Here is a 21772-nt window from a genome sequence, read left to right as displayed (position 1 = left end):
ACACCCCCTGCGGCGGCGGCCCCCACCCCGGCCCCCCCCCCCCCCGGGGCGCCCCCCCCCCCCCCCCCCGCGGGGCCCCCCCCCCCCCCCCCGCCGGGGGGGGGGCCCCTCTCGTGTGCCGGGGCGGCTCAGACGACCTGGTGGAGCCAGCGGACCGGGGCGCCCTCTCCCGCGTGGCGGAAGGTTTCCAGTTCGTCGTCCCAGGGCTTGCCGAGGAGCTTGGCGATCTCCGCCTCCAGAACGGTCTCGCCGCGCGCCGCGCGGGCCACGGCCGCGCGCAGCCGGTCCTCGGGGATCAGGATGTCCCCGTGCATGCCGGTGACGGCGTGGAAGATGCCGAGTTCCGGGGTGGAGCTGTAGCGCTCCCCCTCGGCCGTGGGACAGGGTTCGGCGGTCACCTCGAAGCGCAGGAGGTGCCAGCCGCGCAGGGCGGAGGCGAGTTTCGACGCGGTGCCCGCCTCGGCCTGCCAGGAGAACTCGGATCTCCAGGTTCCGGGGGAGGCGGGCTGCCTGATCCAGTCGAGGTTCACCCGCACTCCGAGCACCCCCGCCACCGCCCATTCCACGTGCGGGCAGAGCGCGCGCGGTGCGGAGTGCACGTACAGAACTCCACGTGTCGTCACCTGGACCTCCAATATGGGACGAGGTCGGGAATAAACTCCAGAAAACGGACAGTATGTGACGTGATGTAATGTAACGGAAATTATTTGACATTGCGCTACGTCACTGGCGGCCGAAACGCCACGGGAAAAAGCTACCGTGCGCCGGGGGTCATGGTGTGACGTACGGTCGCTCCATAGGCGCCGAACACCGCGCATTCACTCAGCAGGACGCCCCCGAAAGGGCACGGGCGACGAGGGAGGGACCACCCGATGGGCACCACCGCTCCGCGCCGCCGCGTGCGCCGGGCCTTCGTCGGGGCGGGCGCGGCGGTGGCCGTGCTCGCCGCGGCGGTCACGGGCTGCGACGGGGGCGGGGGCGAGAAGCCCTCGGCGGGAGAGCGCGGGGCCCTGGCCGTGCCGCGCTGGAACACGGCGCCCGCTTCGCTCGCCGCCGTCGGGGACTCCATCACCCGGGGCTTCGACGCCTGTTCGGTGCTGGCCGACTGCCCGGAGGTCTCCTGGGCCACCGGGAGCGACCCGGGGGTACGGTCGTTGGCCACCCGGCTGCTCGGCGAGGCCGAGGCTCCCGCGCACAGCTGGAACTACGCGGCCACGGGCTCACGGATGGCGGACCTCCCGGGGCAGCTGGCCTCGGCGGCGCAGCACAAGCCGGGCCTGGTCACGGTGATGGTGGGCTCCAACGACGCCTGTAGGCCCCTGGCTTCGTCGATGACCTCGGTGGCGGACTTCCGGGACGGGTTCGAGCGGGCCCTGAAGGGACTGCGGGAGGCCTCGCCGGACTCGCAGGTGTACGTGTCCTCCGTGCCCGACCTCCAGCGGCTGTGGGAGCAGGGCAAGGACGCGCCGATGGTGCGGCAGATCTGGAAGCTGGGGATCTGTCAGTCCATGCTGGCCGACCCGCTGTCGGCGGGTTCGGACGCCACGGCCCGCCGGGAGCGGGTGCGGGCGCGGGTCGTCGAGTACAACGAGGTGCTGCGCGAGGTCTGCGCGAAGGACGACAAGTGCCGTTACGACGGGGGCGCGGTCTTCCAGTACCCCTTCGCGACGGAGCAGCTGAGTCGCTGGGACTGGTTCCACCCGGGCAAGGACGGTCAGGCGCGGCTCGCGGAACTGGCGCACCGCCAGGTGACGGCGGCCGAGCCCCCGCGTTGACACGGGGGGCTCGGGACGAACGTGCGCGGGACCGGGGGCGGGTGTCAGGGCCCGCCCCCGGTCCGGTCTCAGGGGCCGCTTCAGCGGTGATTTCCGGCCATTTCGATACGGCGCCCTCACGGGGCGTGTCGTGCCGGGGCGGGGCTCAGAGGTCGAGGGTGGCCGTGAGGCGGGTCTCGGCGTGGGAGTGGCTCGCGCGGACCTCGTAGGAGCCGCCGATCCGCCGCCAGCCGTTCGTCGGCTCGTCCCAGATCTCGAAGGCGCGGGCGGGCAGCGGGATCTCGACCTCCACGCTCTGCCCGGGGCCCGCCTCGACGCCCGCGAAGGCGGCGAGCCAGCTGTTCGGACGCTCCTCGGTGTCGGAGAGGGGGGCCAGGTAGATCTGGACCACCTCGCGGCCCGGCCGGGACCCGGTGTTGGCGAGGCGGACCCGGACGGAGTCGGCGCCCGCCTCCAGGGACTCGTACGTCCAGTCGGTGTAGCCGAGGCCGTGCCCGAAGGGGTAGGCGGGGCGCACGCCCCGGGCCTCGTAGGCCCGGTAGCCGATGAGGAGCCCCTCCTCGTACTCCAGGCGCCCCTCGGTGGGGACGACCTCGGTGACGGGCGCGTCCGCGAGGACGGCGGGCCAGGTGGTGGGCAGGCGCCCGCCGGGCTCCGCGTCCCCGAGGAGTACGTCGGCCAGCGCGGCCCCGCCCTCCTGTCCGGGGAACCAGGTCAGGAGGACCGCGGCGACCTCCTCGCGCCAGGGCAGCTCGACCGGGGAGCCTGCGTTGACGACCACCACCGTGTTGGGGTTGGCGGCGGCCACGGCCCGTACCAGGTCGTCCTGACGGCCCGGGAGCCCGAGGTCCCCGCGGTCGAAGCCCTCGGACTCGACTCGGTCGGTGGTGGCGACAACCACCACGGCGGTGTCCGCGGCCCGGGCGGCGGAGGCGGCCTCGGCGATCAGCTCGTCGGCGTCGCGCTGCGGCCCGAGGTGGAGCAGCGAGAACATGATCGCCTTGAGCGGCAGCGCGCTCATGTCGGGGACCTGGTAGGTCAGCGAGACCTCGACGGGCTCGCCCTCGGTCAGGACCATCCGGGCGCGCTCGTTGGGGGCGCCGAAGAAGGCCTCGAAGGGGTCGGCCTCGTCGCCCATCTGCTGGACGCCGTCCCAGCGGGTCTCCCCGTCCACGGCGAGGGTGAAGGCGCCGAGTCCGCGGGTGCCGAAGGCGTGCTCACCGCTCTCGCGCGGCACGAAGCGGCCGGTGACCTCGATGGAGGCCATCGTCTCGTACGTGGCGCCCTCGGGCAGGTCGTCGCCGATCCACTGCACCTGGCCGCTGGGCAGGGCGCCCTCTCCGATGACGGCCCCGGAGGCGTCGCGGCAGACCGCCCGCAGGGCGAAGCCCTTGTCGGCCGGGACCGGTTCGTCGCTCGGGTCGGCGCCGAGGGTGAAGGTGAGGTCGACGCCGGGCAGCGCCCCGAGGGCGGCGGTGAGCCCGTCGAGCGGGGAGACGACCCGCTCGGGGAAGACGGTGGCGGAGCCTCCGCCGAGGATGCGGGCGTCGCGGGCGGCGGCCCCGATGAGGGCGACGCTGTGCCCGGCCGAGAGGTCCAGGGGCAGCGCGCCCGCCTCGTTGCGCACCAGGACGAACCCCCGGGCGGCCAGCTCCCGGGCCAGGGCCTGTCCGTCGATCGGGGCGGGGGGCTCGGCCACCGCGGCGGGGGCGCCCTCCAGGAGGCCCACGCGGGCGGCGAGGCGCAGTACGTTGCGCACGGCCGCGTCGACGGTGGACTCGGCGACCTCCCCGGCCCGTACGGCGGCGGCGAGGGCGGGACCGTAGACGGTCTGCGGGCCGGGCATGGCCACGTCCATGCCGCCCTCGATGTCTCCGGTGGTGGAGCGGGCGGCCATCCAATCGGAGACGTTGAAGCCGTCGAAGCCCCACTGGGCGCGCAGGACGTCGTTCACCAGGTACTGGTTCTCGGTCATCGAGACGCCGTTGACCCGGTTGTAGGCCGTCATGATGCCCCAGGGGTGGGCGTTGGCGACGATGGCCTCGAAGGGCGCCAGGTACAGCTCCCGCAGCGGGCGCGGGGCGATGACGCTGTCCATGGTGAAGCGTTCCGTCTCGGCGTCGTTGCCGACGAAGTGCTTGACGGTGGTGCCGACTCCGCCGTCCTGGACCCCGTTGACGTAGCCGGCGCCGACGGCGCCGGTGAGGTACGGGTCCTCGGAGTAGCACTCGAAGTGGCGCCCGCCCAGCGGGGAGCGGTGCAGGTTGACGGTGGGCGCGAGGAGGACGTGCACGCCCTTGCGGCGGGCCTCCTGGGCCAGTAGGCGGCCGGCCCGGCGGGCCAGCTCCGGGTCCCAGGCGGCGGCGAGCGCGGTCGGGGACGGGAGCGCGATCGAGGGGTCGTCCGCGCTCCAGCGCACGCCCCGGACCCCGATGGGCCCGTCGGACATGACCAGGGAACCCAGGCCGATCTCGGGGACGGCGGGCAGGGACCACATGTCCCGGCCGGCCAGCAGACGGGTCTTGGTGTCGAGATCCAGCTTGCCCAAGGCCGCTTCGACGGCTTCTTCGCGGACCTGATCGGCATCGGTCACGGCCGTGCCTCCTCGTTGAGTGCGGTGCGTGCGGTGCGTGTGGGCCCCATCGTGGACCCACTCCCTGTAGAACGGTAGGGGTTGTAATCTTTTCGTGATGTCAGCATGACGTACGGTCCTGCTGGCGGGCGTGAACGAGGAGAGGTGCCGGGCGATGGCCAGGGCGAAGAGCGAGGAACGGCGCGGAGAGATCGTCCGCGCCGCGGTCGAGGTGATCGCGGAGCGCGGGTACCGGGGCGCCTCCCTGGGCTCCGTCGCCGAGCGCGTGGGCCTGACCCAGCAGGGACTGCTGCACTACTTCCCGACGAAGGAGAGCCTCCTCGTCGCCGTTTTGGCCGAACGCGACCGGTGGGACACCGGCGGGGGCTCGCGCGCCTCCGCCGACTCCTGGCGGCTGGACCTCCTGGCCTCCCTGGTGGACTACAACGCCATGCGCCCCGGCATCGTCCAGACCTTCTCCGCGCTGCTCGGCGAGAGCGTCACCGACGGCCATCCGGCGCGGGGGTTCTTCACCGAGCGCTATGCCCAGGTGCGCCTCGAAATGGCCGCCGTGCTCCGCGCCGAGTTCGGCGCGACGCTCCCCTCGGGCCTCACCCCGGAGCAGGCGGCCCCCCTGCTGACGGCGGTGATGGACGGGCTCCAGTACCAGTGGCTGCTCGACCCGGAATCGGTGGACATGCCTGCCGCGTTCCGGTCCTTCCTCACTCTTCTCAGGGGTCCCGGGGCATGACCCGCCCCCCGGTGCGGGCATCCTGTCCCAGGACGCCAACCGGGGGGAGACGCAGTGGAGTCGGAGCAGACCGAGCGGGCAGCGCGGGCCGAGGCGGAGGAGCGGGCCGAGCCCGAGGGGCGGGCCGAGCCGGTCGAGAAGAAGGTCGCCTGGTCGGAGCTGTTCTTCGACCTGGTGCTGGTCTTCGCCGTCACCCAGGTCTCGTTGCTGCTGCACCACGACCACGGCTGGGCCGGCACCGGACGCGCGCTGGTCGTCTTCGTGCCGATCTACTGGGTGTGGGTCGGCAACACCATCCGCTCCAACACCAGCGACGCGGACCGGCCGTCGAACCGCCTCGCCCTCTTCGCCGCCGGACTGTGCGGCCTCATGATGGCGCTGGCGGTCCCCGAGGCCTTCGGGGACCGCGGACTCCTCTTCGCCGGCGCCTACTTCTGTGCCCGGCTGGTGCTCGCGGCCCTCGCCCACGCCCGCAGCAGGCGCTTGACCCCGACTCCGGTGACCCTGTCGGTGCTGGTCAGCGGCCCGCTGTTGGTGGCCGGGGCCTTCCTCGACGGTGGGGCCCGGATCGGGCTGTGGGCGCTCGCCGCCGCCGTGGACCTGGTCGCGCCCCGGCTGACCCGACGCAACATGGTCCGGTTGAACCTCGACCCGGGCCATCTCGCCGAGCGGTTCGGGCTGTTCGTGATGATCGCGCTGGGCGAGTCCATCGTGGCGGTCGGTGCCCCGGTGGCCACCTCGCCGGAGCTGGGCGCCGGCTCCCTGACCGCCGTCGCCGTGGCCTTCGTCCTCGTGTGCACCCTGTGGTGGGTGTACTTCCACCTCGCGGCGAGCGCGGTCCGCCACGGCCTGGAGACGGCGGCCGTACGGGCCGACGTGGCCCGGCAGGTCCTCTCGTACGGGCACCTCTCGCTGATCGCCTCGATCATCGCGGTGGCCGTCGGGATGGCCGAGGCCGTCGCCCACCCGGGCGAGCGGCTCTCCCTCGGGGTGGGCGCCCTCCTCTACGGGGGTTGCGCCCTCTACCTCGCCACCTTCGGATACACCCGCCGGCGCCTGTTCGGCTCCTGGTCGGTGACCCGGCCGGTGACGGCCGCCGTCGTGCTGGTCCTGTTGCCCGCGGCCCTGCTGCTGCCCGCCCTGGCCGCGTTGGCGGTGCTCGCGGCGGTGGTGACCGGGCTGAACCTCATCGAGATGCGCCTGGCCCGCGCCGGCCGCTCCCGGTCGGGCGAGCCGGCACCCTGATCACATGAAGATCGCCGCCGCGCAACTGACCTGTGTTCCCGCCGACGTCCCGGCCAACGCCGACCGGGCCGCCGCACTCGCCGTCCGGGCCCGCGAGGAGGGCGCGGAGCTGGTGGTGTTCCCGGAACTCACCCTCACCGGATACGAGTTGGACGCCGTGGCCCGGGACCCGGGGCTGTGGGTGGACGGCGCCGACGACCCCCGCCTGGACCCGCTGCGCTCGGCCGGGACCGCGACCGCCGTCAACGTCGCCCTGCGCACCCACGGCCCCCTGCCCGCGATCGCGACCCTGGTGTACGACGCGAACGGCGCGCACCTGACCACGTACGCGAAGCAGCACCTCTACCGGCACGAGGGCGACGTCTTCGCCCCGGGTTCCGCGGACGGGCGCTTCGAGCTCGACGGGCTCCGCTTCTCGCTGGGGATCTGCTTCGACAACCACTTCCCGGACCTCGCCCGCCGCGCGGCCGCCGACGGCTGCCGGGTGCACCTGGCGAGCTCCCTCTACGGCACCGGCGACGGGGTCGCCGAACGGGCCGCCATCCACCCCGGGATCGCCGCCGGACACGGCCTGTACGTGGTCCTCGCCAACCACGTCGGCCCCGCCGGCCCCTGGACGGGCTGCGGCGGCTCCGCCGTCTGGGCCCCCGGCGCCACCCTGCTCGCCGAGGCCGACGGCCACACCCCGGGCGTGGTCACGGCCGAGGTCCCGGCGGGCTGACCTCCGCTCGGGCGGCGTCGGCGAGCAGCTGCCCGGAGCCCCACGCCCCCAGCGGTTCCAGGGCCGCGTTCAGCTCCTGTCCCAACGGGGTCAGGGAGTACTCCACGCGCGGCGGGACCTCACCGAAAACCTCGCGGTGGACCAGGCCGTCCCTCTCCAGCTCGCGCAATTGCGCGGTGAGCACCTTCTCGGAGACCCCCGACACCAGGCGGCGCAGCTCCCCGAAGCGGCGCGGACACTGCTCCAGCTCCCACAGGAGCGACACCTTCCACTTGCCGTCGATCACGGACATGGCCGCGGCCACCCCACAGTGATCCGCCCCGGGCCTCCTGGCCTGAGCCATCGCCCACCCCTCCCACCTGCTCACTCACCCCGGGGTAACTCACCCACTCCGAAGTGCGTACTTGAGTGCCTGACGGCCTGCCACCAGGCTAAACGGCATGACCGACACGCACACGACACAGCACGCGCAGAGCCCCCTGCACACGGCGGGGCACACCTCACCGCATCCGGACAAGCGGTCCCTCACCCTCCTCGGACTCGGCGACATGGGCACGGCCCTCGCCCGCACCTGGCTCGCCGCCGGGCACGCCGTCACCGTCTGGAACCGCACCCGCTCCAAGGCCGAGGCCCTGGTCGCCGAGGGCGCCCGTCTCGCCCCGAGTCCCGCCGGGGCGGTGGCCGCGAACGACCTCGTCGTCCTGTGCCTGCTGGACGACGCCGGCATCGGGGCGGTCCTGGACGGCGTCGACCTCACCGGGAAGGACCTGGTCAACCTCACCACCGGCACCCCCGCCGAGGGCCGGGCGCGGGCCGCCTGGGCCGAGGAGCGCGGGGCCCGTTTCGCGGACGCCGGGATCATGGGCACCCCCACGATGATCGGCGTTCCCGAAGCCGGCGCCTACGTCTTCTACAGCGGCTCCCGAGCCCTCGTCGAGGAACACCGCACGGTGCTGGAGGTCCCGGCCGGAGCCCGCTTCGTCGGCGAGGACCCCGGCCACGCGGCCCTGCACGACGTGGCGCTCCTGAGCGCGATGTACGGGCTGTTCGCGGGGATCTCGCACGCCTACGCCCTGATCGAGGGCGAGGACATCGCCCCGAAGGACCTGGCGCCGCTGCTGTCCGAGTGGCTCGGCGCCATGGGCTTCTTCGCCGGGGACGCCGCCGAGCGCCTCACCTCGCGGGACTTCACCTCCGAGGTGGTCTCCCAACTGGGCATGCAGGTCGCGGCGAGCGCGACCCTGCTGCGCACCGCCGCCGACCAGGGCGTCAGCGCCGAGCTGATCTCCCCGTACCTGGACCTGATGCGGGAGCGCCTGGAGGCCGATCCGGCCGCACACTCCGGGGAGGACACGGCCGGGGCGATCACCCTGCTGCGCCGCGCGGCACGCTGAGGGTGGCCCGGTGACGTCGGGCGCACGGGACCGACGGGGCGTTACGGGAACGAGGGCGGCGGCGGGCCGAAGCCGGAGGCGGGGCCCTGGGCCGGGGCGGACGCCGGGGCCGGGGCCCCGTTGTTCCCGTCGTACGGACCCGGCCGCCCGGGGGCGTGCTCGCCGTCCTCCGCCGCCCGCTCGGCTTCCTCCCCCGCCCGCTCGCCGCCCTCGGCCCCCTCCGCCGTGAGGTCGCGGACCATGAGGGTCGCCCCGGCCACCGCCCCCGGCATCAGGAAGACGGCGACCAGCGGGACCAGGAACGCCAGCACCAGCGGCACCCCGAAGCCGAGGGCGAGCGCGCGCCGCCCGCGCAGCAGCGCCAGCTGGTCGTCGAGGTCGATCCGGCGCCGCTGGAGGGCGACCGAGGTCAGCTCCTGGGTGAGGAAGAACCCGGAGACGCAGAAACCGATCGCCGGGACGACGGTCTGCCCGATCACCGGGACGAACCCGAGGGCGAACAGCAGGATCCCGATGAGCAGCACCCGCAGCAGCAGTCGCAGGCTGTCGCGGGCCGAGATCCACAGGTCCTGCCAGAGCGAGCGGCCCGACTCGGGGACCTCGCCGCCCTCGCTGCGGTCGACCTGCTCCGAGAGGGACTCGTAGAACGGCTGGCCGACGAGCAGGGTCACGGCGGTGAAGGTGATCACCGCGAGGAAGAGCCCGAAGGAGAAGACCAGCGCGGTCAGGAAGCCGCGGAAGAGCCCGAGCCAGGGCGAGGACCAGTCCGAGGCGAAGGGCGTGGCCCAGGCCGTGAAGTCGTCGGCCCCGTAGGAGAGACCGGTCAGCGCCGCCGCGTACAGCAGCAGCGAGACCAGGCCCGGCAGCAGGCCGAAGCCCAGCCAACGGCCGTGCCGGAACACCCATCGTTGTCCGGCCGCCAGGTACCGGAATCCCCCCGCAAGATCACGCATGGCGCCCAGTTTACGGCGAAGGCCGCACCCCGGGTACGGGGTGCGGCCTTGTCGCGAGCGCTCGGCGCGCTCGGGCGGAGGTCTCAGACGGAGAGCTCGACCGTGATGTTGCCGCGGGTCGCCTTGGAGTACGGGCAGACCTGGTGGGCCTTCTCGATGAGGTCCTTGGCGGTGGTGGCGTCCACGTTCGGGATCACGGCGGAGATCTTGACGATCAGGCCGAAGCCCTCGTCGTTCTTGCCGATGCCGACCTCGGCGGTGACGGTGGAGCCGGAGATGTCGGCGTTCTCGTTCTTCGCGACGACACCCAGCGCGCCCTGGAAGCAGGCGCTGTAGCCGGCGGCGAACAGCTGCTCCGGGTTGGTGCCGGCGCCGCTGCCGCCCAGCTCCTTCGGCGGGTTCACGACGACGTCGAGCTGCCCGTCGTTGGTGGCGACGCGGCCGTCACGGCCGTTCTCGGCGGTGGCGACAGCGGTGTAGGCAACGTCGGACTGCGTGATGGACATGAAGAAAATCCTCCAGGTGAATCGCCGCGACTCGCGCCCACGATCGCGGCGGCGTGCAGTGAGCCTAACCGGTGAAAGAAACGATCATCTTTCCGGTGTTCGCTCCGCGCAGCATTCCGATGAAGGCCTCGGTGGCGTTCTCCACGCCCTCGACGACCGTTTCGTCGTAGTGCAGCTCCCCGGAGGCCAGCCATCCGGCCACGTCCTGGACGAACTGCTGCTGGAGTCCGGCGTGGTCGCCGACCAGGATTCCCTGAAGGCGCAGGCGCTTGCCGATGACCGCCATCAGGTTGCGCGGGCCGGGGGCGGGCTCGGTGTCGTTGTAGCCGGCGATGGCCCCGCACAGGGTGGCGCGGCCGTGCACGTTCAGGGAGGAGATGGCCGCTTCGAGGTGGTCCCCGCCGACGTTGTCGAAGTAGACGTCAATGCCGTCGGGAGCGGCTTCGCGCAGCTGGTCGGCGACGGGGCCCCCCTTGTAGTTGAAGGCGGTGTCGAAGCCGTACTTCTCCGTGAGGAGCTTGATCTTCTCGTCCGAGCCGGCGGAGCCGATCACCCGGGAGGCGCCCTTGATCTTCGCGAACTGGCCGACGAGGCTGCCGACGGCACCGGCCGCACCCGAGACGAAGACGGCGTCGCCCTCCTTGAAGGAGGCCACCTCGAAGAGCCCGGCGTAGGCGGTCAGGCCCGGCATGCCGAGGACGCCGAGATAGGCGGAGAGCGGGGCGAGGGAGGCATCGACCTTCGTGGCGTACTTCGCGTCGAGGTCGGCGTACTCGCGCCAGCCCAGGCTGTGCAGGACGTGATCGCCCACGGCGAAGCCCTCGGCGGCGGAGGCGACGACCTCGCCGACCGCACCGCCCTGCATCGGCTCGTCGAGCTGGAAGGGCGGGATGTAGGACTTCGCGTCGTTCATGCGACCGCGCATGTACGGGTCCACCGACATGTGCAGGTTGCGGACCAGGATCCGGCCCGACGCGGGCTCCGCCGAGACCGGTACCTCGCGCAGGGCGAAGTCCTCGGCGACGGGCCACCCCTGCGGACGGCGGACGAGGTGCCACTCACGGCTGACGGCGGGGATCTGGGACATGGGGTGCTCCTGACGCACGGAAAAAAGCTTCATGACGTGAAACAACCATGCGCCTGGATATTTCATGTTGTCAAGTAAATGGGTACCCTGATGCCATGCCCAGTCGTCGCGCAGACCCAGTGACCGTCGAGGTCGTCGAACTCATCGGCGACGTCGTGGCCAGGTACCACACGGAGTACGAGGAGGCGGCGGCCAGCCACCAGCTCACCGGGGCCCAGGCGAGGGTGCTGACCATGCTGGCACTGGAGCCGCTGCCGATGCGGCGGATAGCGAAGAAACTCCGCTGCGAGCCGTCGAACGTGACCGGAATCGTCGACCGGCTGGAACTGCGCGGTCTCGTCGCGCGCCATCCCGATCCGGACGACCGCCGGGTCAAACTGGCCGCTCCCACCGAGGAGGGGCTGCGCACGGCGGAGCGGCTGCGCGAGTCCCTCGACTTCGCCCGCGAGCCCCTGGCCGAGCTCAGCGCCGAGGAGCGCAGCGCCCTGCGGGACCTGCTCCGGCGAATGCTGGGCTGACCGCCCGGGTCACTGGAGCCAGCAGTTCCAGTCGAAGAAGCCGCATTCCTGGGTCGGCGTGGGGCTCGGCGTCGGCTTCGGCTTCGGGCCGGGCTTGGTCTTCGTCGGGCTCGGCCGCGGGGTGACCCCGGGCGCCTTCGTCGTCGCGGAGGGGCCCGGCGCGGGCGGCGCCGGCTTCCCGGGACGTACGGATTCCCCGCCGCCGGGGCCGGTGGCCGACGGCCCCGCCCCCGGAGCGGAGGCGCTCTCCCCGACTCCCGGCTTCGCCGACCCGCTCGCGCCACCCCCGGGCCCGGCCGTCTTCGCACCGACCCCGGAGGCCTTCGCCGAGGGGAGGGCGGAGGGCGCGGCAGGCGCCCCGTCCAGGCTCGGCAGGGCGTCGGGCGCCTTCGGACCGGCGTCGTCGGTGAGCACCACCTCGGCGGCGCGGTCGACACCCTCGTCGTCCGTCACGATGCGGGCCACCGCCATCGATCCTCCGGTGGCGAGCAGCAGACCCAGCCCGACGGTCAGCACCGTACGGCGCCTCCTGCGCTGGGTGACGGCGCGCCGGCGCGTGCCGGCCCGGCCCCCCTGCGCGGTGGACAGCACCACCAGGGAGTCGGCGAACGCGTCGGCGAGGGCCGGCGTCGGGGAGGGCCCGGCGGGAGCCGGCATCACCGGCGCCGCGGGCATCAGGTACTGGGCCGGCGTTCCACACCCGGCGCACGCGAGCGCGCCGTTGAGGTGCCTCTGGCATTCGGGGCAGTAGTTCATGGCGCCCGCAGGTTATGCCGTCCTCGGCAACAGCACTATTCCGGGAACGTAAGGATCCTGTGTGGAATCGTTGCCTCCATGACCGGGACCCCCACCACCCCCTTCGGGCCGGACGCCTTCCAGCTCGTACTGCTGCGCAGGATGGCGGACTTCCAGCCCGACCTCGCCGACGAGGCCCGGCGCCGGCTGGGCGCGAGCCTCGCCGAGCAGCGGGAGGCCAATCGCCGCTGGCAGGCGATGGTCCGCTCGCCGCGCGCCCGCGGGGCCCTGGCCCGCTACCGGTCGGTGCTCGGTCCGCCGGAGTCGGCGGAGCCCCGCCGGATCGGGGACCTGGAGTGCGAGGCCCTGCTGTGGCCGGTGTCGCTCTGGCCCGACCTGCGCTTCGAGGTGCTGGCCGCGCGGAACGGGGCGGTGTGGAACCAGTGGCTGGTGCGGGCCCCGGGCGCGCGGGGCCCCGTACTGGAGTCGGCCGGGGACCTGCGGCCCTGGTCGGCAACGGTGGACGAGGTGGCCCGCGCCTTCGCGCCGGCCCGCCCCCTGGAGGGCAGCGCCCCGACCCGCTGGGGCCTGGCCTTCACGGCGTCGGGGCGTGCGATGGCGGCGGAGTTCACGTACGGCCTGCTCCAGCGGGTCCGGGACGCGGCCTAGGAACGCTCGGGACGCGGCTCAGGACCCGAGGAAGGCGCGGACGCCGGCCGAGGTGGCGTCGTCCCCGAGCAGGTCGTTGTGCTTGAGGCACCCGACGGGGGTGTTGAGGGCCCCGGTGAGCGGGACGCTGTCGTCCGGGTTGACCACCTCGTCGCAGTTCGACCAGAAGGTGGCGTACTTGACCGCCCCCGGGGTCTCGTCCCCGGCGGCCAGGTTCTTGACCACGTACGACCCGGGGGTCATGTCCCTGCACGCCTGGTCCCACAGGGCGCAGGCCCAGGCGGTGGAGGTGCCGTGGTTGGGGCCGGCCAGGGACACCCAGTGGTCCACGCTCCCCGCGCCGCCGCCGAACTTCACGTACCAGCGGCTGACGAGGGATCCGAACGAGTGACCGACGAGGTCCACGCGGGCGGCTCCGGTCTGCCGGCGGACCTCGGCCACGTAGGCGGCGAGCCGGGGCGAGAGCACCTCGTTGACGGACTGGTGGGTGTCGTAGCCCCAGGAGAAGAGCTCGGCGTCCGTGTACCCGTCGGCGCGCAGGTCCTCGCGCAGCGAGCCCCACACCCCCGGGTCGGCGTTGTAACCGTGCACGAAGACCACCGGATTGCGGGCGACGCCCGCACGGGCGCCCGACTGCGCCGCCCGCTCCGCGGCATGGACGGGAAAGGGCGCCAGCAGGGCCAGGCACAGGGTCAGGAGGGCCAGGAGTCTCTGGCGGGGCGTCAGCATCGGTTCCCCTTTACCTTGTTACGCGCGAGTAGCGTGGACGGTGCGCGCATCGTCGTGCCTGTCGGTACAGAAATCCACCCCCGTGCAGCACCTCCGCCGCGCCCGCCCCACCCCACCCGGAGCATCTCAACGGGCAGAATGACCCATTTACCCGAGAAGATATGAAATGCAACCGACGCCCGTCGGTCCGCTCTTCTTGCGTCAGTGCTCTCGGGAGGATCTGCCGTGACCGTCAGTCTTGAGCAGTTGCGCCGCTGCCACGTCGCCGTCGACCTGGGAGCCGCCAGGACCCGCGTGTACGTCAAGGGCGCCGGACTGGTCGTCGACGAGCCCAGCGTCGCCGCGGTGAACACCCGCACCGGCGCGCTCATCGCCGTGGGAACCTTCGCCGAACGGATGACCGGCCGCACGCCCGACTACATCCGGGTCGTGCGCCCCGTGTCCGGCGGCACCGTCGTCGACATCGAAATGGCCCAGCGGATGCTGCGTCACCTGCTGGGCGAGAAACTGCGACGCGCCCTGCGCCGCAAGCCCCGGCTGCGCGCCGCCGCCTGCACCCCGCACGACGCCGACCCCCTGGCCCAGCGCGCCACCGTGGAGACCTTGGTCGGGCTCGGCGCCCGCCGCGTCGAACTCGTCGACACCCTGATCGCGGCGGCCGTCGGCTGCGGCCTGCCCGTGGAGCAGCCGACCGCGACGATGATCATGGTGTGCGGAGCGGCGGCCACCCAGGTGGCGGTCCTCTCCCTCGGCTCGATCGTCACCGCCCAGCGGATTCCCGTCGGCGGCGAGGCGGTCGACCACGCGGTGGTCCAGCACCTGCGCCACGCGCACGAGCTGCTGCTCCCGAGCCAGGCGGTCCGCCCGCTCCAGCTGGCCCTCCACGGCAACGGCCTCACCCCCGGCGGCCCGACCTCCACCGTGATCCACGGGCGCGACGTGGCCACGGGTCTCGCCCGCTCCGTGGAGGTGGACACCGCGGCCGTGCGGGACGCCATCCACACCCCGCTGACGGCCGTCCTCGACGGCATCGGCAAGGTGCTGCGGGACTGCCCGCCGGACCTGGTCGCGGACCTGACGGACCGGGGGATCATGATGGTGGGTGGCAGCGCCCTGCTGCCCGGCCTCGACCAGATGCTGCGGGACGCCACCGGGATGCCCGTGGCGATCGCGGAACGGCCCGACATCTGCGCCGTGCTCGGCCTCGGCGCGATGCTGGAAGGAAAGATCGCCCCCATGGTTCTCAACCCGTTGGCCGGATGACGCGGCACCCCGACCCCGAGGAGGGCGGGCCGGACGCCTCGGCGTCCGGCCTGCCCGTCCTGCTGGAAGCGGTCCTCAGCGTCGGTTCCGAGCTGGAACTCCACTCCACCCTCCAGCACATCGTGGACTCCGCCGCCGAGCTGTGCGCGGCCCGGTACGCGGCGCTCGGGGTCGTCGATCCCGAGCGCGCCCGCCTGACCCGGCTGTTCACCACCGGCATGAGCGAGGCCGAACGGGCCGCGATCCCCCGGCTGCCGGACGGCCGCTCCGGCGTGCTCGGCGCGCTGATCACCGACCCCCGGCCGCTGCTGCTGGACGACCTGACGAAGGACCCCCGCTCGGTGGGCTTCCCGCCCGGCCACCCGCCCATGCGGAGCTTCCTGGGCGTGCCGATCCGGGTGCACACCGAGGTGTTCGGCAACCTCTACCTCACCGAGAAGCGCGGCGGTGGCGCCTTCACCGAGGAGGACCTCGCGCTGGTACGGGTCCTGGCCTCGCAAGCCGGCATAGCGATCGGCAACGCCAGGCTCTACGAGACCGCGCGCCGACGGGAGCGTTGGATCGAGGGCGCGGCCGCCGTGACCACCACCCTGCTGGCCGGGCGCCCGGCCGCCGACGCGCTGATGTGCGTGGCCGAACGGGCCCGGCTGCTCGCGGACGCGGCGGCGGGCGTGGTCCTCCAACCGACCCCGGAGGGCGGGATGGAGATCGTCGCCGCCTCCACCCAGGGCGACCCCGGCGACCTGGTCGGCACGGCCATCGCCCCGGGATCGCCCGTGCTGGTCCAACTCCTCGGGGGCGAGCCGGTCTTCATAGAGGACTCGGCCACCGATCCCCGGATGACCACCCACGTCCGGGAGCGCTTCGGCCCCAGCATGATGCTGCCCCTGCAGAGCGGCGGCCAACTCATCGGCACCCTCGCCCTGCCGAGGGCGCGGGGCGGGGCTCCGTACGACGCGGTGGACCGGCTGCTGGCCTCGCAGTTCGCCTCCCAGGCCGCCCTCGCGCTGGTGCTCGCGAACGCGCAGCACGACCGCGAGCAGCTCGCCGTCTACGAGGACCGCGACCGGATCGCCCGGGACCTGCACGACCTGGTCGTACAGCGGCTGTTCGCGACGGAGATGATGCTGGAGAGCACCCGCCGGCGGTCCTCCAACGCGCCGGCCGGGGACACGGTGGGCGAGGAGCTGAGCCGGGCCGTGGACGAGCTGGACTCCACCATCCAGGAGGTCCGCACCGCCATCTTCGCCCTCCAACAGCCGCCGACGGACGCCCCGACGACCTTCCGGGGCCGGGTCCTGCGCGAGACCGGCGGAGCGGCGGTCCTGTTGGGGTTCCAGCCGTCGGTGCACTTCGCGGGCGCGGTGGACGCGCTCCTCCCGGACCCGGTCACCGGCGCCCTGCTGGCCACGCTCCGCACCGCCCTGGCGGCGGCCCACCGCCGCAGCGAGATCGCCTCGATCGAGGTCGAGATCGACGCGACCCCCTCCCGCGTCCGCCTGACGGTCTCCGACGACGGCCGCACGGAGTCGGGCACCACCGGCACGACGGTGACCTGGGAATCCCCCCTCTGACCCCCACCGACCCTTGAGGCGCGGCGGCACGGGGGCGAGCCCCGCGCAGCGGGACGGACCCGCCCCGGCCGGGGGCTGGAGCTAGGGTGGGCCGGTGATCATCCGCCTCTCGGCCCGCGAGGCCCTCGCCGCCCTCACCGACCCCGACACCTTCGTCGAACTCCCCGCCCCCCAAACGGAGTCGGGCGAAGGCGACCACGACGGCGACGGCCCCCTCGACTGGGACGGCTACGCCGCATCCCGCGCCCGCGCAGCCTCCCGCACGGGCGAGACGGAGTCCGTCGTCACCGGCACCGCCCTCATCGGCGGCCGACCGGCCGCCGTGATCTCCTTCGAGTTCGGCTTCCTCGGCGGGTCCCTCGGCCACCGCACCGGCGACCGTCTGGAGGCGGCCTACGCGCACGCCCGCGCGCACCGCCTGCCCCTCGTGTCCCTGATCGCCACCGGCGGCTCCCGGATGCAGGAGGGCATGGTCGCGCTGACGCAGCTCCAGCGCGTGGCCCGGCAGGGCGTCCTGACCCGGGCCGCCGGCCTGGCCCAGATCGCGGTGCTGCGGGATCCGACCACCGGTGGCGGGTGGGCCACCCTGGGGGCGGGCGCCGACGTGGTGCTCGCGCTGCCCGGGGCCCAGGTCGGCTTCGCCGGCTCCCGCGTCCGGCCGGCGGACGCCGATCCGGCGGCGTACACCGCCGAGGGGCAGTACGCCTCGGGCCACGTGGACGCCCTCGTGCCCGCTCGGGAGCTGCCCGGCACGGTCGCGGACTGGCTGCGCGTGCTGGCCGCGCCCCGCTCCGCCTCCCCCGTCGAACCCCCGGCGGCGCTCGCGGACACGGTGCTCCCCGAGACCGGCTGGGAGGCCGTCCGGCAGGCCCGTGACCCCGGCCGCCCCCGCGCGGGGGCGTACCTGGACGCGTACTTCGGGCTGCGGCTGCCCCTGCGCGGGGACCGGGCCGGCGGTGTCGACGAGGGCGTGATGTGCGGATTCGGGCTGCGCGAGGGCCGGGCCGTGGCGTACGCGGCCCAGTGCGGCACCGCCACCCGCCCGGCGGGCTACCGTACGGCGGCCCGTGTGATCCGCCTCGCGGACCGGCTCGGGATCCCGGTGCTGACCCTGGTGGACACCCCCGGCGCGGCCAACGACGCCGCCGCCGAGCACGCCGGCGCCGGCCCGGCCATCGCCGACGCCTTCGCGGCGCTCGCGGCGGCCACGGTCCCGCTGACCACCCTCCTCATCGGCGAGGGCGGCTCCGGCGGGGCGCTCGCCCTGGCCGCGCCCGGCAACACCTGGGTCACCCCGGACAGCTACTTCTCGGTCATCGCCCCGGAACCGGCGGCGGCCATCCTCAAACGCCCCGCCTCCGAGGCCCACGCCACCGCCGACCAACTCCGTGTCCGCCCCCAGGACCTGGTGGCCCTGGGAGTGGCGCGGGGCGTGGTCCCGCGACGGACACCCGACAACCCCTAGGCCCCAGGCCCCAGGCCCTAGAAGCGGCGCGGCAGCTTCACGTCCAGCGTGTAGAGGCGGGTGATCTGCTGCGGGAACTCGTTGTCGTCGGAGGCCAGCAGCAGCCGCACCCGGTCGAGACCCTGGTGGTCGGTGGCGACCATGCCCTCGATGTTGTCGACGAGCGGGTGGTTCTGCGGCAGCTTCGACGGCGCGTCCAGCGTCGGGCAGTCGTTGAGGTCGCCGATCAGGGTCTTGCGCGCGGGCCGCAGCTTCGGTCCCTCGGTCAGCGCCTGCACCCCGGAGGTGTCGCTCGCGCCCAGCGGGTCGGCCACGTACAGCCGGACCGTGATGGCGAACTCGCGGGTGAAGCCGCGCTCCAGGACGATCAGCCGTCCGTCGCGGGTCAGCGCCAGCTCGACGAGGCCGTGGGCGGGGTCGACGGGGTAGGCGAACTGCCGGCCGAGGACGAACTGCCCGTCCCGGCCCCGCTCCCAGGTCTGGATCCGCTGGAGGGTGCGCCCCCGGGAGTCCACGCCGTCGCCGGCGAGCCGGCCCTCCACCCCGGCGACGAGGGTGTGTCCGCCGGGCAGCAGGGTCAGCGATTCGAAGGTCTGGTTGACCGTGGCCCGGCCTTCGGGGGCGAGCTTGAAGGCCGGCGGGATCGGCAGCGTGGCGAGCAGCCGGCCGGTGCGGTCGTAGCGGCGGATCGCGGGGGCGTTCTCGTCGGTGACGAGGTAGGTGCCGTCCCGGTCGACGACCACGCCCTCGGAGTCGAGGGCCTTCCCGGCGCCGTCGGTGAGGGGCAGCCGGGCGGTGGCCGTGGCCGTCGGGGTGTTCCCCCGGGCCACCTTCAGCGTGTAGAGCGCGGACTTGTCGGAGATCGCGGCGACCTTGCCGTCACGGTCCAGGGAGAGTCCGGAGATGCCGCCGACGAGCTTGCCGTCCAGGAGGCTCTTGTCGAGGGAGTCGGAGAATCCGCCGACCGACAGGTGGGGTGAGCAGGCCCGGTCGTCCCTGCCCTCGGGGGCCGCGACGGCCTGCGGGGCGAGTGCTCCGGTGAGCGCCGCGGCGGCCACGGAGGTGGCCACGGCGGTGGTGACGAGCGTACGAAGGCGCATGAAGGCCTTCCTCCTGGTTCGGCTGGTCGTGCTGAGGGTGAGACTGCCGAACTGTCATATGGCGAATCGAAAGAATCCGGAAGACCCGGCAACCAGATGGAAAAGAACCTGCCAACTTCCGTTCACATCCGGCCGGATCGGGCGAATTTCGCCGGGGTGGTCCCGACGTGCCGTCCGAAGTGCCGGGTCAGGTGCGCCTGGTCGTGGAATCCCGCCGCCACGGCCGTCTCGGCCGCCGGCGTCCCCGCCAACAGCAGCTCCCGCGCCCGCGCGACCCGCCGCCCGACGAGGTACGCGTGCGGCGGCAGCCCGTAGGCCCGCCGGAAACAGCGGATCAGGCGGGTCGAGTGGATCCCGCCGAGCAGCGCCGAGGCCTCCTCCAGCGTGATCCCCTCGCCGACCCGGGCGTCCAACAGCTCGCGCAGCCGTACGGCGACCCGCGCGCTCGGGGCCTCGTACGCCGCCTGCGGACCGCGCCCCGTCAGCCACCCGCGCAGCCGCTCGCCGACGAAGGCCAGCCGCGACTGGGCCTCGAAGGGGTCCCGCTCCTCCAGCGCGAGGTGCAGCCCGTGCACGCGCTCGCGCAGCGCCCCGTCCGCGAGCAGCGGGGCGTCGACGGCGGCTCCGGTGAGGTGGCCGGGCAGGACGGAGGAGTCTAGGTAGAGCACCCGCTTGCGGAATCCGGCCTCGGTCACGGTGCGCCCGTCGTGGACCACCCCGGGCGGCAGCAGGATCACCGCCTGCGACACCCCGGTGCCGTGCCGCTCCCGGTCGAGGGCGAAGTCCACCCGGCCGCCGTCGAGGACCATCAGGGCCCAGGTGTCGTGCACATGAGCCGGGTAGGCGTGCTCGGTGAAGCGGGCGTGGAAGACCTCGCTGATCCCGGTGACCGGCGGCCGCCAGGCGCGGACCGTGCTCTGCGGACGGGAGGGGGGCATGTCAGGAACGTACAAGACCGGTCCGGGCGGCGCCCGGCACTCTCCCCTCATGACGAACACGGAGAAGATCACCGGAGTCGGCGCGAAGGTCGACATCGAGAGCATGTTCGCGGGCATCACCGAGCAGTGGCTCCCGCACCTGGTCACCCGGGTCGGGGACTACGAGGTCAAGGCGGCGAAGATCCAGGGGGAGTTCGTGTGGCACTCCCACGAGGACACCGACGAGATGTTCCTCGTCGTGAGCGGCACCCTGACGATCCGGCTGCGCGAAGGGGACGTGGTCCTGGGCGCCGGGGAGCTGTACGTGGTCCCGCGCGGGGTCGAACACTGCCCGGCCGCGCCCGAGGAGACGGCGATCCTGCTGTTCGAACGGGCCGGCACCCTCAACACCGGCGACCGGGGCGGGGACCGCACCCGGGCCACGGTCGGCGCCTGAGCCCCGGCCCCGACCCGGGCGGGGTTCAGGCCTGCGGGGACCGGGCGTCGTAGCGGGCGAAGGCGCGCCACCGCAGGGCGAGCAGGGCCAGCACCAGCGCGCAGGCGAGGCCGCCGCCGGTGATGGCCACGGTCGGGGAGGCCAGTTCGGCGACGGTGCCGGCGAGGAAGTCCCCGAGCCGGGGTCCACCGGCGACGACCACGATGAAGACGCCCTGGAGGCGACCGCGCATGGCGTCGGGGGTCGCGGCCTGCATCATCGTGGAGCGGAACACCATGGAGACGGTGTCGGCGCAGCCGGCGGCGGCCAGGAAGAACAGGCCGACCCAGAGGTTCCGGGTCATCCCGAACGCCGCCACGGCCAGCCCCCACGCCGCGACGGAGATCAGGATCGCCAGGCCGTGCCGCCTGATCCGCCCCTGCCAGCCGGAGAACAGCCCTCCCAGCAGGGCACCGACGGCGGGGGCGGCGACCAGCAGGCCGACCGTCTTGGCGTCGCCGCCGTACCAGAGGCCCGCGATGGCGGGGAAGAGCGCCCGCGGCTGGGCCAGCACCATGGCGGCAAGGTCGGAGAAGAAGGTCATCCGGATGTTGGGCCGGGTCCCGAGGAAGCGCAGTCCGTCCATCACCGAGGCCCGCCCCTGACGTCCCTCGGGCAGCATCGAGGGCAGCCGCCACATCGCGTACAGGGCGGCGGCGAAGGTGACGGCGTCGATCAGGTACGCGGCCTGGTAGCCCCACCAGCCGACGATCAACCCGCCCAGCACCGGGCCCGCCATGAACCCGGTGGTCATGGTGACGGAGTTCAGCGCGTTGGCGGCGGGGAGCTGCTCGGCCGGCAGCAGGCGCGGGATCATCGCCGAGCGGGCGGGTCCGTTGAGCGCCCCGCAGACGGCCTGGAGCGCCACGATCGTGTAGAGCAGCCACACCCGGTGGTAGTCGAGCAGCGCGGCCGTGGCCAGTGCGGCGGAGAGGGCGGCGAGCCCGGTGGAGCTGTAGAGGCCGAGCTTGCGCCGATCGACGGTGTCGGCGATGGCCCCGCCGTAGAGGCCGAAGGCGACCAGGGGGACGAGGGAGAAGAGGCCGACGAGCCCGACGGAGAAGCTGGAGCCGGTGATCTCGTAGACCTGGAGGGATATGGCCAGGGCGGTCATCGCCTGGCCCAACCAGGAGATGGTGCCGCCGACCCACAGCCGCCGGTAGTGGGCGGAGGTGCGCAAAGGGGTCAGGTCGGCGAATATCCGCCGCTTGGGCCGGGGAGGGGAGGTCGTACCAGTCACAGCGGATGATAACCACCGCCCGCCGGCGGACCGGTCCAGGAGCTCGCACCGTTCACACACCC

The 21772-nt window shown here is 73.4% G+C and carries 22 protein-coding genes; 11 read left to right on the top strand and 11 right to left on the bottom strand.

All coding sequences use genetic code 11. The features are described 5' to 3' along the window. Nucleotides 1–128 precede the first annotated feature (128 nt). Nucleotides 129–623, bottom strand: coding sequence for a DUF3145 domain-containing protein (locus ACIOD1_RS24750; protein ID WP_365614329.1), 495 nt, complete (start codon nt 621–623; stop codon nt 129–131). A 249-nt stretch (nt 624–872) separates the two neighbouring features. Here ACIOD1_RS24750 and ACIOD1_RS24745 point away from each other — a divergent pair, with 249 nt between their 5' ends. Next, complete coding sequence (locus ACIOD1_RS24745; protein ID WP_365614332.1) at nt 873–1775, top strand: GDSL-type esterase/lipase family protein; 903 nt, start codon at nt 873–875, stop codon at nt 1773–1775. Nucleotides 1776–1920: 145 nt separating this feature from the next. Here ACIOD1_RS24745 and ACIOD1_RS24740 read toward each other — a convergent pair whose 3' ends face one another. Then, nucleotides 1921–4368, bottom strand: coding sequence for a glycoside hydrolase family 3 protein (locus ACIOD1_RS24740; protein WP_401904641.1), 2448 nt, complete (start codon nt 4366–4368; stop codon nt 1921–1923). Nucleotides 4369–4522: 154 nt separating this feature from the next. On the opposite strand from ACIOD1_RS24740, the gene ACIOD1_RS24735 reads away from it, so the two are divergent. Genes ACIOD1_RS24735 through ACIOD1_RS24725 form a run of 3 tightly spaced genes read left to right on the top strand, consistent with a single transcriptional unit; the run spans nt 4523 to nt 7064 of the window. Next, nucleotides 4523–5098, top strand: a complete 576-nt coding sequence (locus ACIOD1_RS24735; RefSeq protein ID WP_365614338.1) for a TetR/AcrR family transcriptional regulator — start codon at nt 4523–4525, stop codon at nt 5096–5098. A gap of 54 nt (nt 5099–5152) precedes the next feature. Then, nucleotides 5153–6343 (top strand): low temperature requirement protein A, encoded by a 1191-nt coding sequence (locus ACIOD1_RS24730; RefSeq protein WP_365614341.1) that lies wholly within the window; start codon nt 5153–5155, stop codon nt 6341–6343. Between the two features lie 4 nt (nt 6344–6347). Then, on the top strand, nt 6348–7064 hold the full coding sequence (locus ACIOD1_RS24725; protein ID WP_365614344.1) for a carbon-nitrogen hydrolase family protein: 717 nt from the start codon (nt 6348–6350) through the stop codon (nt 7062–7064). Here the strand turns inward: ACIOD1_RS24725 and ACIOD1_RS24720 are convergent. After that, nucleotides 7039–7356 carry a winged helix-turn-helix transcriptional regulator gene (locus ACIOD1_RS24720; protein WP_401904637.1) on the bottom strand — a complete coding sequence of 106 codons (318 nt, stop codon included), beginning with the start codon at nt 7354–7356 and terminating at the stop codon, nt 7039–7041. The two genes, ACIOD1_RS24725 and ACIOD1_RS24720, sit on opposite strands and share 26 nt — an antisense overlap. Nucleotides 7357–7504: 148 nt before the next feature. Here ACIOD1_RS24720 and ACIOD1_RS24715 point away from each other — a divergent pair, with 148 nt between their 5' ends. Further along, the gene (locus ACIOD1_RS24715) at nt 7505–8458 is read left to right on the top strand and encodes an NAD(P)-dependent oxidoreductase (RefSeq protein ID WP_401904635.1); all 954 of its coding nucleotides are present in this window, start codon (nt 7505–7507) and stop codon (nt 8456–8458) included. A gap of 41 nt (nt 8459–8499) precedes the next feature. On the opposite strand, the gene ACIOD1_RS24710 is transcribed toward ACIOD1_RS24715, so the two are convergent. From ACIOD1_RS24710 to ACIOD1_RS24700, 3 genes are all read right to left on the bottom strand, one after another. Next, the gene (locus tag ACIOD1_RS24710) at nt 8500–9411 is read right to left on the bottom strand and encodes an EI24 domain-containing protein (protein WP_365614350.1); all 912 of its coding nucleotides are present in this window, start codon (nt 9409–9411) and stop codon (nt 8500–8502) included. A gap of 83 nt (nt 9412–9494) precedes the next feature. After that, nucleotides 9495–9917 carry an organic hydroperoxide resistance protein gene (locus ACIOD1_RS24705; protein WP_401904634.1) on the bottom strand — a complete coding sequence of 141 codons (423 nt, stop codon included), beginning with the start codon at nt 9915–9917 and terminating at the stop codon, nt 9495–9497. Between the two features lie 64 nt (nt 9918–9981). Continuing rightward, entirely contained in the window at nt 9982–11004 is a 1023-nt protein-coding gene (locus ACIOD1_RS24700) for an NADP-dependent oxidoreductase (protein WP_365614356.1), read from the bottom strand. A gap of 95 nt (nt 11005–11099) precedes the next feature. Between ACIOD1_RS24700 and ACIOD1_RS24695 the strand changes: the two genes are divergently transcribed. Further along, a complete protein-coding gene (locus ACIOD1_RS24695) occupies nt 11100–11522 on the top strand; it encodes a MarR family transcriptional regulator (RefSeq protein ID WP_365614359.1) in 423 nt (140 codons plus the stop codon). Between the two features lie 9 nt (nt 11523–11531). Here the strand turns inward: ACIOD1_RS24695 and ACIOD1_RS24690 are convergent, their stop codons facing one another. Beyond that, nucleotides 11532–12278: a hypothetical protein gene (locus ACIOD1_RS24690; RefSeq protein WP_365614362.1), complete on the bottom strand. Its 747-nt coding sequence runs from the start codon at nt 12276–12278 to the stop codon at nt 11532–11534. Between the two features lie 78 nt (nt 12279–12356). On the opposite strand from ACIOD1_RS24690, the gene ACIOD1_RS24685 reads away from it, so the two are divergent. Then, the gene (locus ACIOD1_RS24685) at nt 12357–12926 is read left to right on the top strand and encodes a hypothetical protein (RefSeq protein WP_401904632.1); all 570 of its coding nucleotides are present in this window, start codon (nt 12357–12359) and stop codon (nt 12924–12926) included. A gap of 18 nt (nt 12927–12944) precedes the next feature. Here the strand turns inward: ACIOD1_RS24685 and ACIOD1_RS24680 are convergent, their stop codons facing one another. Then, a complete protein-coding gene (locus tag ACIOD1_RS24680) occupies nt 12945–13655 on the bottom strand; it encodes a triacylglycerol lipase (RefSeq protein WP_365614368.1) in 711 nt (236 codons plus the stop codon). A 225-nt stretch (nt 13656–13880) separates the two neighbouring features. On the opposite strand from ACIOD1_RS24680, the gene ACIOD1_RS24675 reads away from it, so the two are divergent. The 3 genes from ACIOD1_RS24675 to ACIOD1_RS24665 all read left to right on the top strand — a co-directional run bounded on the left by ACIOD1_RS24675 (nt 13881) and on the right by ACIOD1_RS24665 (nt 17957). Then, nucleotides 13881–14918: a rod shape-determining protein gene (locus ACIOD1_RS24675; RefSeq protein WP_365614371.1), complete on the top strand. Its 1038-nt coding sequence runs from the start codon at nt 13881–13883 to the stop codon at nt 14916–14918. After that, entirely contained in the window at nt 14915–16492 is a 1578-nt protein-coding gene (locus tag ACIOD1_RS24670) for a GAF domain-containing protein (protein ID WP_365614374.1), read from the top strand. The genes ACIOD1_RS24675 and ACIOD1_RS24670 overlap by 4 nt, the downstream gene beginning before the upstream one ends. A gap of 94 nt (nt 16493–16586) precedes the next feature. Then, entirely contained in the window at nt 16587–17957 is a 1371-nt protein-coding gene (locus tag ACIOD1_RS24665) for a carboxyl transferase domain-containing protein (protein WP_401904629.1), read from the top strand. 17 nt (nt 17958–17974) lie between these two features. On the opposite strand, the gene ACIOD1_RS24660 is transcribed toward ACIOD1_RS24665, so the two are convergent. Both ACIOD1_RS24660 and ACIOD1_RS24655 read right to left on the bottom strand, forming a co-directional pair. Next, nucleotides 17975–19057, bottom strand: a complete 1083-nt coding sequence (locus tag ACIOD1_RS24660; RefSeq protein ID WP_401904627.1) for an esterase-like activity of phytase family protein — start codon at nt 19055–19057, stop codon at nt 17975–17977. Nucleotides 19058–19179: 122 nt separating this feature from the next. Beyond that, nucleotides 19180–19995, bottom strand: a complete 816-nt coding sequence (locus tag ACIOD1_RS24655; protein WP_365614383.1) for an AraC family transcriptional regulator — start codon at nt 19993–19995, stop codon at nt 19180–19182. A 49-nt stretch (nt 19996–20044) separates the two neighbouring features. Here ACIOD1_RS24655 and ACIOD1_RS24650 point away from each other — a divergent pair, with 49 nt between their 5' ends. Beyond that, on the top strand, nt 20045–20431 hold the full coding sequence (locus tag ACIOD1_RS24650) for a cupin domain-containing protein (RefSeq protein WP_401904625.1): 387 nt from the start codon (nt 20045–20047) through the stop codon (nt 20429–20431). Nucleotides 20432–20456: 25 nt separating this feature from the next. Here the strand turns inward: ACIOD1_RS24650 and ACIOD1_RS24645 are convergent, their stop codons facing one another. Beyond that, nucleotides 20457–21710, bottom strand: a complete 1254-nt coding sequence (locus ACIOD1_RS24645) for an MFS transporter (RefSeq protein ID WP_401904623.1) — start codon at nt 21708–21710, stop codon at nt 20457–20459. Nucleotides 21711–21772: the final 62 nt, after the last annotated feature.

The organism is Streptomyces sp. NPDC088097 (genome assembly GCF_044741845.1).
Taxonomy (GTDB): Bacteria; Actinomycetota; Actinomycetes; order Streptomycetales; family Streptomycetaceae; genus Streptomyces.
The sequence above is the reverse complement of the archived record's forward strand: the minus strand, read 5'-3'. Positions and strand labels throughout refer to the sequence as shown.

Bases quoted from the DNA above. Each gene is read 5' to 3' on its own strand.
- ACIOD1_RS24745 (WP_365614332.1), top strand. From the start codon at position 873: ATGGGCACCACCGCTCCGCGCCGCCGCGTGCGCCGGGCCTTCGTCGGG.
- ACIOD1_RS24735 (WP_365614338.1), top strand. From the start codon at position 4,523: ATGGCCAGGGCGAAGAGCGAGGAACGGCGCGGAGAGATCGTCCGCGCC.
- ACIOD1_RS24725 (WP_365614344.1), top strand. From the start codon at position 6,348: ATGAAGATCGCCGCCGCGCAACTGACCTGTGTTCCCGCCGACGTCCCG.
- ACIOD1_RS24720 (WP_401904637.1), bottom strand. From the start codon at position 7,356: ATGTCCGTGATCGACGGCAAGTGGAAGGTGTCGCTCCTGTGGGAGCTG.
- ACIOD1_RS24715 (WP_401904635.1), top strand. From the start codon at position 7,505: ATGACCGACACGCACACGACACAGCACGCGCAGAGCCCCCTGCACACG.
- ACIOD1_RS24710 (WP_365614350.1), bottom strand. From the start codon at position 9,411: ATGCGTGATCTTGCGGGGGGATTCCGGTACCTGGCGGCCGGACAACGA.
- ACIOD1_RS24705 (WP_401904634.1), bottom strand. From the start codon at position 9,917: ATGTCCATCACGCAGTCCGACGTTGCCTACACCGCTGTCGCCACCGCC.
- ACIOD1_RS24700 (WP_365614356.1), bottom strand. From the start codon at position 11,004: ATGTCCCAGATCCCCGCCGTCAGCCGTGAGTGGCACCTCGTCCGCCGT.
- ACIOD1_RS24695 (WP_365614359.1), top strand. From the start codon at position 11,100: ATGCCCAGTCGTCGCGCAGACCCAGTGACCGTCGAGGTCGTCGAACTC.
- ACIOD1_RS24690 (WP_365614362.1), bottom strand. From the start codon at position 12,278: ATGAACTACTGCCCCGAATGCCAGAGGCACCTCAACGGCGCGCTCGCG.
- ACIOD1_RS24685 (WP_401904632.1), top strand. From the start codon at position 12,357: ATGACCGGGACCCCCACCACCCCCTTCGGGCCGGACGCCTTCCAGCTC.
- ACIOD1_RS24680 (WP_365614368.1), bottom strand. From the start codon at position 13,655: ATGCTGACGCCCCGCCAGAGACTCCTGGCCCTCCTGACCCTGTGCCTG.
- ACIOD1_RS24670 (WP_365614374.1), top strand. From the start codon at position 14,915: ATGACGCGGCACCCCGACCCCGAGGAGGGCGGGCCGGACGCCTCGGCG.
- ACIOD1_RS24660 (WP_401904627.1), bottom strand. From the start codon at position 19,057: ATGCGCCTTCGTACGCTCGTCACCACCGCCGTGGCCACCTCCGTGGCC.
- ACIOD1_RS24655 (WP_365614383.1), bottom strand. From the start codon at position 19,995: ATGCCCCCCTCCCGTCCGCAGAGCACGGTCCGCGCCTGGCGGCCGCCG.
- ACIOD1_RS24650 (WP_401904625.1), top strand. From the start codon at position 20,045: ATGACGAACACGGAGAAGATCACCGGAGTCGGCGCGAAGGTCGACATC.